This window comes from Corynebacterium gottingense, assembly GCF_007559235.1.
Classification (GTDB): Bacteria; Actinomycetota; Actinomycetes; order Mycobacteriales; family Mycobacteriaceae; genus Corynebacterium; species Corynebacterium gottingense.
On record NZ_VMHH01000006.1, the window covers coordinates 24525 to 37493 of the forward strand.

Genomic DNA, 12969 nt, shown 5'->3' on the forward strand with positions numbered 1-12969 from the left:
GCCTTATGGGTATGGTTCGCGTCTTTCTAGTTGATGATCACTCCGTGTTCCGCGCCGGCGTGCGCGCCGAGCTGGCGGAAAAGGTCGAGATTGTCGGCGAAGCCGGCACCGTCGCCGAGGCGATCGAGGGCATCCGCGCGAGCAACCCGGACGTCGTGCTGCTCGACGTGCACATGCCGGACGGCGGCGGGCTGGCGGTGTTGCGCGCGGTGCAAAAGACGCAGCAGGCCGCGAAGTTTCTGTGCCTGAGCGTGTCCGACGCCGCCGAGGACGTCATCGCGTTGATCCGCGCAGGTGCGCGCGGCTACGTGACCAAGAACATCGACGGCGCGGAGCTCGCCGAGGCGATCGCCCGAGTTGACGGTGGGGATGCGTACTTCTCGCCGCGCCTGGCCGGTTTCGTCCTCGACGCCTTCGCCTCCGGCGGGGTGGTCGAGGACCCGGCGGGCGAGCCGGTCAAGGTGGAGGACCCTGCGGTGGACGCGCTGACCCGCCGCGAGCTGGAGGTGCTGCGCCTGCTCGCCCGCGGCTACACCTACAAGGAGATTGGCAAGCAGCTGTTCATCTCGGTGAAGACGGTGGAGACGCATGCGTCGAATATCTTGCGCAAGACGCAGACCTCCAACCGCCACCAGCTCACCCGCTGGGCTGCGGACCGGGACTTGGACTAGCTAGGCGTAGGCGAGTCGCCGCGACCCGTCGACGTGAGGAAATAGTAGCCACGCGAGCGCGAAGAGTCCCACGAACACGAGCAGCGCGCCCCACACCGGCCACTGCAGTAGCGGCGCAAGCATGAGCAGCAGCCACCAGAGCATCAACGGCACGAGCATGCTTATCGACGCCACCGTGGACGCACCTTTCTGCGCCGCAAATTCGCGCATCGCGCGCCGGTAGGGGTGCGCAAGCGTCACGCCGAGCGCCACCGCGATGCAGGCAAGCGCGACGCCCGCCCGGACCGCGATTGGTGCCGACGACGCCATGACGGCCACCGACCCGGCCACCCCCGCGGACCCCGCGGCGCGCACGGCGAGCGGGGTGGGGATTGGGGTGACGCGGGAGCGGATGTCGCTGGGGAACATGGGCAGTACTGTAGCAGGGGTAGGTGGGGTGGCGGAGGGTGCGGCGTCGAGAAGCGTAGCTCGCTATATTCGCAAACCCGTGCGACCTCGGCGGTTGCTCATGTTTGGGGTGGGGTGCATACTATGTGGCGTGAACAGAACGTCCATTCGAGCGCTCGGCGGGGTGCAGAACAGCACAGGTCAGGGTGTGGAAAGTGTCCCTGAAGTGGATCGGCATGCCCGGATTGCGCAGCTCCGCGCCCGGATGGCGGAGATGGGCGGGCAGGCAGCGCCGAACGTTGTGGTGGGCGAGGATGTGCTGCCTGTGGGCGGCGGTTTTTCGCAGGTGTTGCCGAATGGCGGGCTGCCGCGCCACGCTGTCACGCAGGTGAGCGAGACGCCCGCGCTGGTAGTCGAGCTGCTCGACCGCGTTGCCGGGGCGGGAGGCAGCGCGGGCGTGATCGGGTGGCCGGAGCTCTCGTACGCGGGCGTGGCGGCCAGTGCGCTCGAGCGGGTGATCGCGGTGCCGGAGCCGGGGATCGAGGACCTCGCGGTGGCGGGCGTGCTCGCAGAGGGGCTCGACCTGGTGGTGCTGCGCACCCGGACTGCGCTCCAGCTGAGCCCGGTGCGCTCCCGGCCACTGCTCGCGCGACTGCGCAAGGGCAACGCCGCGCTGGTGGCGGTGAACGTGTCGGTGCCTTCGCCCGCGCTGCGGGTCACCGGGCAGATCGCGCAGTTCCACGGCATCGGCCGAGGCACGGGGCGCATCCGGGGGATCGACGTGCGCGTGCGCGCCGAGGCGAAGGGATGGCCGGGCGCGACGGCGACGCTCACCCTCGGCGCAGGTGCTGCGAGCGCTGCGGGTGCTGCGAGCGCTGCCCCCGGCCGTCGCCTGAAGGCGGTGCCTTAAATGCGGGTGGCGGCGCTGTGGTTCCCCGACTGGCCCGTGCAGGCCGCCACCCTGGACGCGGCCGATACGCTGCAAGAACCGATTGCCATTGCCGCGCAGCACCGGATCAAGGTGTGCTCGCAGGCCGCGCGCCGGGCGGGCGTGCGCCGCGGCATGCGGGTGCGCAACGCCCAGGCGCTCGCGCCCGAGCTCACGGTGGTGGAGGATAACCCGGACCGCGACGGGCGCATGTTCGCCTCGCTCGCCGGCGGGCTCGACGACGTCGCCGCCTCCGTCGAGGTCTTGCGCCCCGGCCTGATCGCGGCGGACCTGCAGGCGGCGGCCCGCTTCCACGGCAGCGAGGACACGGCGCTGGAAATGATGCTGGACGCCGCCCAGCGCAGCGGCATCGAAGCCTTCGTGGGCGCCGCCGACGAGCTGGCCACCGCGGTGATTGCCACGCGCACCTCCCAACTCGTCGCCCCGGGCGCGTCCGCGCAATTCCTCGCGCAGCAGCCACTGAACACCCTGGTCGCGGAGGTGGCGCTCGGCGCGGACATCCCGACCGTCAACGCGCTCGGCCAGCTGGGCATCACCACGCTGGGCCAGCTCGCGCAACTGCCCCCGCAGGCAGTAACCACCCGCTTCGGGGCCGGCGGGATGCGCATCCACCGCATCGCGAGCGCCGCACCGGATCGCCGCGTCGCCCCCGAACTCCCGGCCGCGGACCTGGCCGTCGGGCTGACCCCGGAGGACCCGATCGAGCGCGTCGACGCCGCCGCGTTCGCTGCCCGCGCGCTGGCCGCCACGCTGCACGAGCGCCTCGCCGAGCGCGGCGCGAGCTGCCTGCGCCTGAAGGTGATCGCGGAGCTGGCCACCGGCGAGCGCGTCGAGCGCGTTTGGCGCACCCGCGAAGCACTCACCGAGTCCGCCACCGCGGACCGCGTGCGCTGGCAGCTCGACGGTTGGCTCACCGGCGGCGGCGCCGGCGCGATCACCTCCCTCATCCTGGAGCCGCTCGAGCTGGCCGCGCCCGAGGCGCGCGAGCTCTTCGGCGGCGGGGCGGCGCAGACGCGCGGCGAGGCGCGCCGCGTGATCGAGCGCGTGCAGTCCCAGCTGGGCATCGACGCAGTAGTCCAACCGCGCGCCGTCGGCGGCCGCGGAGTGGCCGAGCGCATCGTCTTTTCCCCCTTCGGCGAGCAGCCGCCCGCTACGGCCGCGCGTCCCTGGCCGGGCGCGATCCCCGCGCCGCTGCCGGCTCGCCTCGGCGGCGGCATCGACCACCCGGCCTCGCGCATCATGCTTATCGACGCCCACGCCAACCCCATCACCGTCACCGCCGAAGCCCTCCTGTCCTCGGACCCCTACGCGCTGGCCTGGGGCACACACAAGTACCTGGTCACGGGCTGGGCTGGTCCCTGGCCCGTGGACGAGGGCTGGTGGGGTGCAGCCGGGCAGCGCGTGGCGCGACTCCAGGTCGTCGGCGAGGAGCCGGAGGCGGGCAGCGCCGTGGAAGCCTGGCTGCTGGTGTGGACTCGGCGCAGCTGGCGCGTCGAAGCGGTGTATTGAGGTGGTGTATTAGGGCCGTGTATTAGGGCACCCTAAAGGTTGTAGGGTAGAGGCCATGAGTGAGGAAACGTTGACCAGTACCCCGGCCGCGTCCTGTTCCGACGTCCAGGTCGAGTCGCTTCCCGGCACGGCGAAGCCGGGTTCGACGTACGTGCTCTTCGAGTGGCCGCACGCCTGGACCCACGACGTGCTCGACGGCGGCACGCTCGGGGCAGAGCTCACCGAGAAGCTCAAGGCGCACCTCGCCGAGTACGACGCCTCGCTGCTCCTCATCCGCCACCCCACGCGCGAGGGCCGCCAGATCGACGACCACCACGTCTACCTCGTCTTCGCCGAGGACGAGGCCACCGAGGTCATGCACGTCGACGGCCCCGAAGCACTCCTGGAGCTGGACCTGTCCGGCCCGGGCAAGAATGCCGCAGTGGGCGCGACTGCGCGTACCAAGCCACTGCTGCTTGTATGCACGCACGCCAAGCGCGACCGCTGCTGCGCGGTGAAGGGCCGCAGCATGATCAACAAGCTGGTGCAGAAGTACCCGTTCGGCCACGGCAACGACGTGGTGTGGGAGACCTCGCACATCAAGGGCCACCGCTTCGCGCCGACGATGCTGCTCATGCCGTGGGCCTATAGTTTTGGCCGGATGACGTTCGAGGCCACCGACGCCATGCTGGAGGCCGCGTTGCACGGCAAGTACTTCGTCCCCGGCAACCGGGGGCGCGGCACGCTGAGCGCGCCGGCGCAGGCCGCCGAGGTCGCGGTCGCGGCGGAACTGGCGCGTGCCGGCGAGCAGGTCCGCTACGGCGAGCTAGAGGTCACCGACGTTGCGGTGACGGGTGATGGGGGTTACGTGCGCGTCGATAGGCACGGGGCGTCCTACACCGTGGAGCTGGCGCGCAAAGAGATTTCGGGGGTCGTGCCATCGTGCGGCAAGCCCGCGAAGGACGGCGAGAGCTGGGTGCCTACCGCGGTGACAGCGCGTCCGCCACGCGCCTAATCACGTGGTCGGTGGCCGCGCGGACATCGGCCGGGGAGTGAGTGAAGCTGTGCGAATGGTCCGCGATGGTGTGCATGGACATGTCGTTCCATGAGTCGCCGAACGTGTAAAGCTCCACGTCGGCGCGGTCGATGTGCAGGCGGTCGAGGAGCTCGAGGATACCCGCGCCCTTCGTACGGCCCGGCGCCATGATGTCCACGTACTGCTGGTTCTGCGCGACGGTGTAGTCCCCGGCAAGCGACTCGCCCCAGGCCACGACCTCGCGACGCAGCGCCTCATCCGTGGGCACCCAGATCGGCACCACCGCGAACTGATGCTCCGGGATGTCCGCGCGGGTCATGGGGGTGAAGTGCTCGGTGAAGTGGCTCACCCCGCCGGTGTTGTCAGCGAAGACGCCGTCGACGGGGCCGATCGTCGTGCCGTAGATGGCCAGGCCGGCGCGCTCGCCGAAGGCGTCCAGCGCGGCGAGGAGCACGTCCGGGTCGATGGTGTAGCCGAAGATGAGCTCGCGGTTGTCGCCCGTGGTGGCGGACGCGCCATTGGAAAGGACCTGGTAGTCGAAGGCGAGCGTGCTGCCGCGCATGCCGTAAGCGAGGGCGGAGCGGGAGCGGCCCGTGGCGGAAATGGCGAGGTGGCCGGCGTCGCGCCACGCCTGGATCGCGGCGAGGTCGGCGGGGCTGAACCCGTTCGGTTCGTCGGGGTGGTGGAGGGTGCCGTCGAAGTCAAAGGCCGCGATCTTCATACTGACGAGTCTAGGGGTGCAGCACGAGGCCATGAACTTGCACCGACAGCATCGCGTCCGCGCCCATATACTTCCCGTATGGCTATCGCACAATGGGAAACAAATGCTGGCGGCGCACCCCTGCAGATCCAGGCCGAGGTCGCGCCGCGTTTCTTCCGCCCCGAGGACGAGGAGCAGGCGGAATTCGCGCAAGCGCTCGTCGACGCGGTGCGGGAGGCCGCGGACGAATACACCGGCTCCGAGGAGCTGCCGACCGAATACCCGGATGAGGCGGTCGAGTCGCTGGCACACACGCTCAACGGCATCGGGGAGCTGCGCGAGGCGCTCGACGAGGGGATCTCGCCCGCAGAGGCAATGTTGCGCCTGAACCGGATCGACCAGGAACTGGCGCGGCTGTCGGAGCTGGACCCGCGCTTTGTCCCGGCTCGGTACTTCGCCCGCCGCGGGTGGATTGCGGCCGGCGACTTCGACCTGGGCGCGGTCGAGCAGGTCTGCGCGGAGCTGCCGGGCCTCCTTCCCGCGCCGGAGCAGACCGACGAGGGGCTGGCGTTCCACGCCTCGCTCTGGACCGAGGACCCGGCGCCCGAGCTGGAGGTGTACGCCGAGGTTGCGGACATCATGGCGGCCGTGACGCTGCGCACCGACGGCCCAGCGTTCGGTGTTCTCCGCGCGCTCGCCGCGGTGCCCGAGCGCATGCTCGACGCCCTCCCTGGCCTGCCTCCCGCGTCTTTCTACGCCGAGGCGGCCTATGCCAAGCAGGTCAGCGATCTGCGCTTCACCGACGCCTTCCAGGAGGACAACGCCTATCGACGCCTTGTCATCGACGCCCTGGCGCAGTCCCTGAGATTCCTCGCGGCCCACTCGCCCCGCTATGAGTTCCCTCTGAAAATGGCGGACGTTGTGGACAGGATGGCCGAGCGGACCGAGCCGGAGGCGCTCGGGCTGGACGCGCTGATGGGGCTCCTCGAGCACATTCAGTCCTGGCTGCCGCGCGCCGTGAACGACCTGGTGCCGCCGTGGTGGTTCGGCGAGGACAACGAGGACACCATTGAGGGCCTTGTTGCCAGCCTGACCGCCGACCAGTACGTCCGGATGGTCGCTGTGATGGACGCCAGCGCCGGGCAGCTTACCGACGAGGGCCTGCCCGACCGCGCGGCGTTCCAGGCCATCCCCGTCGACGACCTGACCATGGAGATGCTGGCCGCAGAGAACGTCACGCTCTTCGCCGAGGAGCTCTAGGCTGACCGTCGGGCTGCGGGGGCCACGGGGTTGCGCGGCCGACGGGACGTGCGCGGCCCCGACAAGACACATGACGAGAACCCCTTGACGAGATCGCTGGTGAATCCCAGCACCTTCGTCAAGGGGTTCTCGTCAAATAGAACCGGCGCAGCCTACACCTACCGGCGCATGACCTTCTTCGACAGCACGTTGCCCAGCAGCTGCGCGAGCTGGACCACGACCACGATGACGATCACGGCCGCCCAAGTGACCTGCGGCTCGAACTGGCGGTAGCCGTAGACGATGGCGAAGTCACCGATACCGCCGCCGCCGATGTAGCCGGCCATCGCGGACATATCGATCACGGCGATGAAGATGAAGGTGTAGCCCAGGATCAGGGGACCGAGCGCCTCAGGCAGGATCACGGACTGGATGATCTTCCACGGTCCGGCGCCCATGGAGCGGGCCGCCTCGATCACGCCCGGGTCGATGGCCACCAGGTTCTGCTCCACGATGCGGGCCACGGTGAATGTGGCGGAGAAGCACATGACGAACGTGGCGGCGCCGCGGCCGATGGTCGTGCCTACCACACCGAGCGTGATGGGGTAGAGCATGGCGATCATGATGATGAACGGGATCGGCCGGAAGAAGTTCACGGCGATGTTGATGATCCAGTACACCACCGCGTTCTGCAGAATGCCGCCCGGCCGGGTGGTGTAGAGGAAGATACCCAGAAGCAGGCCGAAGAAGCCGCCGACGACCATGGTGATGCCCACCATCCACATGGTGTCGCCGATGGATTCGATGAAGGTGGGACCGAGGCGGTCCCAGTCGGGTTCGGCGAGGATCATTTCGTTCATCGGGTGATCTCCTCAATGTCGGTGGTGGACTGCAGGGTGTGGAGGAACTCGTTGATGGCGTCGTCGTCGCCGTTGAGACGCACCGTCATCTTGCCGAAGGAGTGCGACTGCAGGGTGGCAATGCCCGCGTGCACGGGCTGGACGCTCACGCCGCGTTCGCGGGCCTTGGAGGCTGCGCCGAAGAAGCCGGAGTCCTCGGAGAGGTCGACGGTGAAGAGGCGGCCGGGTTCGGCGTCGAGAAGCTCTTGTGCCTCTACCTCGTTGGGGGTGTTGCGCAGGCTGGTGGAGACGAAGCGCTTGGCCACCGCGGTTTGCGGGTCGGAGAAGACGTCGTAGACGCTGCCGTACTCGACGACCTGGCCGGCCTCCATGACGGCGACCTTGTCGGCGATGGAGCGGATCACGTCCATCTCGTGAGTGATCACCACGATGGTGATGCCGAGCTCTTCGTTCACGCGGCGCAGCACCTCGAGGACCTCGTGCGTGGTCTCGGGGTCGAGCGCGGAGGTCGCCTCGTCGGCGAGCAGCAGCGAGGGGTTGGTGGCCAGGGCGCGCGCGATGCCGACGCGCTGCTTCTGGCCACCCGAGAGTTGCTCGGGGTAGTTCTTGCCGCGCTCGGCCAGGCCCACAAAGTCGAGCAGTTCGTTCACGCGGCGTTTGCGCTCTTGCTTATCGACGCCCGCGAGCTTCAAGGGGTACTCAATATTGCCAGCAGCGGTACGAGAATTGAAGAGGTTGAACTGCTGGAAGATCATGCCAACATTGCGGCGAATGCTGCGGAGCTGGCGCTCGGACTTGCCGACGACGTCGGTGCCGTCGAGAAGCAACTGCCCGCCCGTGGGGGCATCGAGGCCGTTGATGAGGCGAACCAGCGTGGACTTACCGGCACCCGAGTAGCCGATGACGCCGAGGATTTCACCCGGCTCGACGGTGAGCGTGACGCCGTCGACGGCGGTGACTTCGCGGTTGCCGGTTTTGAAGACCTTGGAAACGTCCCGGAACTCGATCCGGGTGCCGGTGGTGGACATTACTTGTACTCCTCCACAAGCTCATCGAGGATCTTGTTCAGGTCCTCCTTGGAGCGCTGGACCTGCACGGCGGTGCCGTTAGAGTCCTCGTTGAGCGCCTCGGTGACCTCGGCGGACTGCCAGATCTCCACGAGCTTCTCGTAGGTCGGGTTGTCCACCTCGTCCGCCTTCACGGTGAAGACGTTGATGTACGGCTCGGCCAGCTCGGAGTTCGGGTCGTCCGCGGCGACGGAGGAAGCCGGGTCGATGCTGGCGCGCTGCAGCCAGTTGTTGTTGATGATCGCCGGGCGGCCCTCGTGGTACGCGTTCGGCGTCTGGGAGGCGTCGACGGCGACGACCTTCACCTTGGAGGCGGCCTCGTCGATGTCTGCCGGGGTCGGCGTGAGCTTCGGCGCGCCCTCCTTCAGCTTCAGCAGGTCGGCCTGGACGAGCACGTTGATCGCGCGGCCCTGGTTGGACGGGTCGTTCGGGATCGCGACCTCCTGGCCCTCGATGCCGTCGACGGAATCGTGATCCTTCCAGAACAGGCCCAGCACGTTGATCTCGCCGGAGCCGACGATGCGGAGATCCTCGTCGGAGGTGGCGTTGTACTGCGCCTGGTAGTTGATGGTCTGGAACTTCGACACATCCATCTGGCCCTCGGTGTGCGCCGGGTTGACCTGCGGGTACTCGGAGAAGCGGACGATGTCCAGCTTGATGCCCTGCTCCTTGGCCTGCTCCTCAAACACGGACCACGCTTTCAGATCGGCGTCGGTGGTGCCGATCTTTACCGTGGTGGTATCGCCGGAGCTATTCGACGAATCCGACTCGGAGCCGCACGCCACAAGGCTCGTCGCGGCGATAACGGAGGCCGCTGCTGCGGCGAGGAAACGGTTGGTACGCATGACGGTAAATTCCTTTGCTAACTACTTGCTCTGCAGGCGGTCGAGGATGTCGTTGAGCTCGTTGGCCGGGCGGCTGACCTCAACGGCGGTGCCGCGGGAGTCCTCCTGGACCGCCTCGGTCACGGCCGGGTCGTGCCACAGCTCGGCGAGCTTGACGTAGGTCGGGTTTTCCACGTCCTCGGCGCGGGAGGCGAACACGTTGATGTACGGCTCGCCCTGCTCGGAGCCCGGGTCGTCCTGGAAGATGGCCTGATCCGGCTCGATGCCGGCGCGGTCCAGCCAGGAGTTGTTGATAATTGCCGGGCGGCCCTCGCCGTACGCAGACGGGGTCTGGGATGCGTCCACCGGGACCACGGAGACCTTGGACGCCTCGGTGTCTACATCGACCGGAGCCGGCGCGTACTCGTCAGCGCCGTCCTTCAACTCCAGCAGGCCTGCCTGGACCAGCACGTTGATGGCGCGGCCCTGGTTGGTGTCGTCGTTGGGGATGGCCACCTCTTCGCCCTTAATGCCGTCGAGGGAGTCGTGATCCTTCCAGAACAGGGCGAGCGGGTAAATCTCGGAGGAGCCAACGACCTTGAGGTCGTTGCCGGAGTCCTTGTTATAGGAGGACAGGTAGAGGATGTGCTGGAACTTGTTCAGGTCCAGCTCGCCCTGCGCGAGCGCCTCGTTGACCGGGGCGTAGTCGGAGAACTGGACGATGTCCAGGTCGATGCCCTCGTCGGCGGCTAGGTCCGAGAAGACGGACCACGCCTTCTGGTCTGCATCCGTGGTGCCGATCTTGACGGTGACGGTGCCGTCGCCGTCGGTGTTCTGGCCGGCCGTGTCGTCGGACTCGCTCGAGCAGGCGACGAGGCTGGTGGCAAGAAGGGTGGAGGCCGCGATCGTGGCGAGAGTGCGCGGGATACGCATGTTGGCTCCTTTGTTGAGTATGGGAATTGTTGACGGATAGAAATCTAGCACCCAATGTACCGCTTAGTCTATTTTCACGGCATATTGCTTACTAAGCTGTCTATATTGTCTTTGGAATTGGCCCATGCGTATCTTTGCGAGCTGTGTTTGCTTCGGCATTTTGCGCGTCCGTTGCAATGCGGCGCAGTGCGTCGCGCAGATGGTCGGCTTCGGGGCTGGAATCCATGAGTAGTTGAGTGTCTAAATCGCGACATACCCAGAGCAAATGCCATGCAAGATCGTCCCAGTCCGGCGCACCGGTGATGAAGCTAGAGCCGTGATCAGTAGCTTCGATCTCTGAGCGGTACGGGGAGGGGATTCGGGCGGCGACTTCTTCCGGTGCCGCTGTGAGTTGGACGCGAGCCGCGCAGCTGAAACGTTGCGCGATATTGGTGCTTGATGCTGGGAATGGGGCTGCGCGAGGGTTAAACCTTCCACAAGTTCCCCGGCCACAGCGTGATCACTGGCGTCGACGGCGTGCTCTGCCCGCCTGGCATGGCCATTCGTCTCGTCGAGCGGCACCGATTTTCTGGACGTTGCACCGCGTGCAGACGACGTCTGGCTCAACCACTGCGCGCTGCGCGCCGGGTACGTCTGTCGCAAGTGAACCTCTCCGGCGGTAACGACCCCAAATCGCCGCGACGTATGCATTAGAAGACGTGGCCAAGCTACGTGCTGCGGGAGTTAGAGGGTCTGTGCCCGTTAGTCTCAGTCCATCTGGAGCACGGTGCGAAGCTCCTCGAACAGCTCTGGGCGCAGCCGGTGTATGACCGTCCTGCCCTGGCGGCTCTTTTCTAGGAGACCGGCCTCGGTAAGCATTTTGAGGTGGTGGGAAACTGTCGGTTGGCTTAGCCCAGAGCGCTGCGTGAGTTCGCCCACGCTCATCGGTTCGCAGCCATCTTCGGCGATCCTGGAAAGGAGTTGCAGCCGGCCGGGGTCCGCTAAAACTTTGAATAGGGCCGCGTAACGCGTCGCGTCGTCTTCGGAGAGCAAGCCGGAGCCCAGCGAGCAGCAGTCAAGGCCAACGTCTTCTGTGGCGGGGACGTAATCTTTCATGCTTCCTACCTTGTCATATTGACAGTGATAAATATGATGCCTAGTGTTCGTGTTGATTGTTGTCAAAAGATAAGGATTCCAGATGGAAGACACAACCTCTCAGCCAGTAGAGCGTATGTCATTTCTTGACCGCTTCCTACCGGTGTGGATCATGCTCGCCATGGCAGCGGGCCTCGCCCTCGGCCGAGCGGTGCCGGGGCTTTCGGGCGCACTTGAGCGTCTCGAAGTCGGAAGCATCTCGCTGCCGATCGCGCTCGGCTTGTTGGTGATGATGTACCCACCTTTGGCCAAGGTGCGCTACGACAAGACCCGCGAGATTGCCACCGATAAACGGCTCATGACCGTGTCCATCATCTTGAACTGGATTGTCGGCCCCGCGTTCATGTTCGCGCTCGCCTGGATCTTCCTGCCCGACGCCCCGGAACTGCGCACCGGTTTGGTCATCGTCGGTCTCGCCCGCTGCATCGCCATGGTGTTGGTGTGGTCCGACCTCGCCTGCGCTGACCGGGAAGCCACCGCAGTGTTGGTGGCCATCAACTCGGTGTTCCAGGTGGTCATGTTCGGCGTGCTCGGCTGGTTCTACCTGCAAATCCTGCCGAGCTGGCTGGGGTTGGAGACCACCTCGGTGGAGTTCTCCTTCTGGGCGATCGTGTCCTCCGTGCTGGTCTTTTTGGGCATCCCGCTGCTCGCCGGTCTGCTGTCTCGCATCATCGGCGAGCGCACCAAGGGCCGCGACTGGTACGAAAACACCTTCCTGCCCCGGATCTCCCCACTTGCGCTTATCGGCCTGCTGTACACAATCGTCCTGCTCTTCTCGTTGCAAGGCGACCAGATTCTCTCCCAGCCATGGACGGTGGCTCGGGTAGCGATCCCGCTGCTGTGCTACTTCGTCGGCATGTTCACTATTGCGCTCGTGGTGGCCAAACTGTCCGGCATGGACTACGCCGAGTCGGCCTCGGTGGCATTCACGGCCGCTGGTAACAACTTCGAGTTGGCCATCGCAGTGGCTATCGGTACCTTCGGCGCCACCTCCGCCCAGGCGCTGGCGGGCACCATCGGGCCGCTCATCGAGATCCCCATCCTCGTCGGCCTCGTCTACGTCATGCGTGGGGTAGGCCCGAAATTGTTCCCGGGTGACCCAACCCTTCCCAAATTGTCCTAAGGAGACGTTATGAAGCCCTCAGTCCTGTTTGTGTGCGTCGGCAACGGCGGAAAGTCCCAGATGGCGGCGGCGCTCGCCGAGAAGCACGCGGGTAGCCAGCTCGGTATCCACTCCGCGGGCACGAAACCTGGCACGTCGCTGAACCAGGAATCGGTCGAGGCGATCGCAGAGGCGGGCGCCGACATGTCGCACGGCACGCCCAAACCCATCGATCCGGAACTGCTGCGCAGCGTTGATCGCGTCGTGGTGCTCGGCGAAGACGCGCAGGTGGAAATGCCCGACGACGCCCGCGGCACGCTGGAGCGCTGGCGTACCGACGAACCGTCGCTCCGCGGCATCGAAGGCATGCAGCGTATGCGCCTCGTACGCGACGACATTGACAATCGCGTGCGCTCGCTTATCGATGAACTCCTGTAGCGGACCTTTACTACGCCGGGGATCATCGGGATTCGCTGCTTATTGCGGAACCTCGCCGCCTGCATGCGTGCCGGCGACGTGCCGCGGAAGTGGGTGGTGGAGGGGGAGGCTGCGCACTTCGGATTACTGGACGGTTTTCGG

The 12969-nt window shown here is 66.6% G+C and carries 14 protein-coding genes; 7 read left to right on the forward strand and 7 right to left on the reverse strand.

The window, feature by feature from the left end:
• The first annotated feature begins 11 nt into the window (after window positions 1–11).
• Window positions 12–671 (forward strand): response regulator, encoded by a 660-nt coding sequence (locus FPH17_RS07825; protein WP_154879643.1) that lies wholly within the window; start codon window positions 12–14, stop codon window positions 669–671.
• On the opposite strand, the gene FPH17_RS07830 is transcribed toward FPH17_RS07825, so the two are convergent.
• Window positions 672–1079, reverse strand: a complete 408-nt coding sequence (locus FPH17_RS07830) for a hypothetical protein (protein ID WP_154879645.1) — start codon at window positions 1077–1079, stop codon at window positions 672–674.
• Window positions 1080–1284: 205 nt separating this feature from the next.
• Between FPH17_RS07830 and FPH17_RS07835 the strand changes: the two genes are divergently transcribed.
• The 3 genes from FPH17_RS07835 to FPH17_RS07845 are packed head-to-tail and all read left to right on the forward strand — an operon-like array spanning window position 1285 to window position 4510.
• Window positions 1285–1968, forward strand: a complete 684-nt coding sequence (locus tag FPH17_RS07835) for a DnaE2-dependent mutagenesis accessory factor ImuA' (RefSeq protein WP_203085462.1) — start codon at window positions 1285–1287, stop codon at window positions 1966–1968.
• On the forward strand, window positions 1969–3516 hold the full coding sequence (locus tag FPH17_RS07840) for a Y-family DNA polymerase (RefSeq protein WP_154879647.1): 1548 nt from the start codon (window positions 1969–1971) through the stop codon (window positions 3514–3516).
• A 55-nt stretch (window positions 3517–3571) separates the two neighbouring features.
• Complete coding sequence (locus FPH17_RS07845) at window positions 3572–4510, forward strand: sucrase ferredoxin (RefSeq protein WP_154879649.1); 939 nt, start codon at window positions 3572–3574, stop codon at window positions 4508–4510.
• Here the strand turns inward: FPH17_RS07845 and FPH17_RS07850 are convergent.
• Window positions 4476–5252 (reverse strand): HAD family hydrolase, encoded by a 777-nt coding sequence (locus FPH17_RS07850; protein WP_154879651.1) that lies wholly within the window; start codon window positions 5250–5252, stop codon window positions 4476–4478. The two genes, FPH17_RS07845 and FPH17_RS07850, sit on opposite strands and share 35 nt — an antisense overlap.
• Before the next feature lie 78 nt (window positions 5253–5330).
• On the opposite strand from FPH17_RS07850, the gene FPH17_RS07855 reads away from it, so the two are divergent.
• On the forward strand, window positions 5331–6491 hold the full coding sequence (locus FPH17_RS07855) for a hypothetical protein (RefSeq protein WP_095277752.1): 1161 nt from the start codon (window positions 5331–5333) through the stop codon (window positions 6489–6491).
• Between the two features lie 158 nt (window positions 6492–6649).
• On the opposite strand, the gene FPH17_RS07860 is transcribed toward FPH17_RS07855, so the two are convergent.
• The 5 genes from FPH17_RS07860 to FPH17_RS07880 form a co-directional block, all read right to left on the reverse strand.
• Window positions 6650–7330: a methionine ABC transporter permease gene (locus tag FPH17_RS07860; protein WP_095277750.1), complete on the reverse strand. Its 681-nt coding sequence runs from the start codon at window positions 7328–7330 to the stop codon at window positions 6650–6652.
• Entirely contained in the window at window positions 7327–8358 is a 1032-nt protein-coding gene (locus FPH17_RS07865) for a methionine ABC transporter ATP-binding protein (protein WP_095277747.1), read from the reverse strand. Before FPH17_RS07865 ends, FPH17_RS07860 begins: the two co-directional genes overlap by 4 nt.
• A complete protein-coding gene (locus FPH17_RS07870) occupies window positions 8358–9242 on the reverse strand; it encodes a MetQ/NlpA family ABC transporter substrate-binding protein (RefSeq protein WP_095277744.1) in 885 nt (294 codons plus the stop codon). Before FPH17_RS07870 ends, FPH17_RS07865 begins: the two co-directional genes overlap by 1 nt.
• Window positions 9243–9263: 21 nt before the next feature.
• Window positions 9264–10154: a MetQ/NlpA family ABC transporter substrate-binding protein gene (locus FPH17_RS07875; protein ID WP_154879653.1), complete on the reverse strand. Its 891-nt coding sequence runs from the start codon at window positions 10152–10154 to the stop codon at window positions 9264–9266.
• A 747-nt stretch (window positions 10155–10901) separates the two neighbouring features.
• Complete coding sequence (locus FPH17_RS07880) at window positions 10902–11249, reverse strand: ArsR/SmtB family transcription factor (protein ID WP_095536509.1); 348 nt, start codon at window positions 11247–11249, stop codon at window positions 10902–10904.
• 115 nt (window positions 11250–11364) lie between these two features.
• Between FPH17_RS07880 and arsB the strand changes: the two genes are divergently transcribed.
• Window positions 11365–12411, forward strand: a complete 1047-nt coding sequence (gene arsB, locus FPH17_RS07885) for an ACR3 family arsenite efflux transporter (RefSeq protein WP_203085520.1) — start codon at window positions 11365–11367, stop codon at window positions 12409–12411.
• 9 nt (window positions 12412–12420) lie between these two features.
• Window positions 12421–12828 carry an arsenate-mycothiol transferase ArsC gene (locus tag FPH17_RS07890; protein WP_154879657.1) on the forward strand — a complete coding sequence of 136 codons (408 nt, stop codon included), beginning with the start codon at window positions 12421–12423 and terminating at the stop codon, window positions 12826–12828.
• The last annotated feature ends 141 nt before the right edge of the window (window positions 12829–12969 follow it).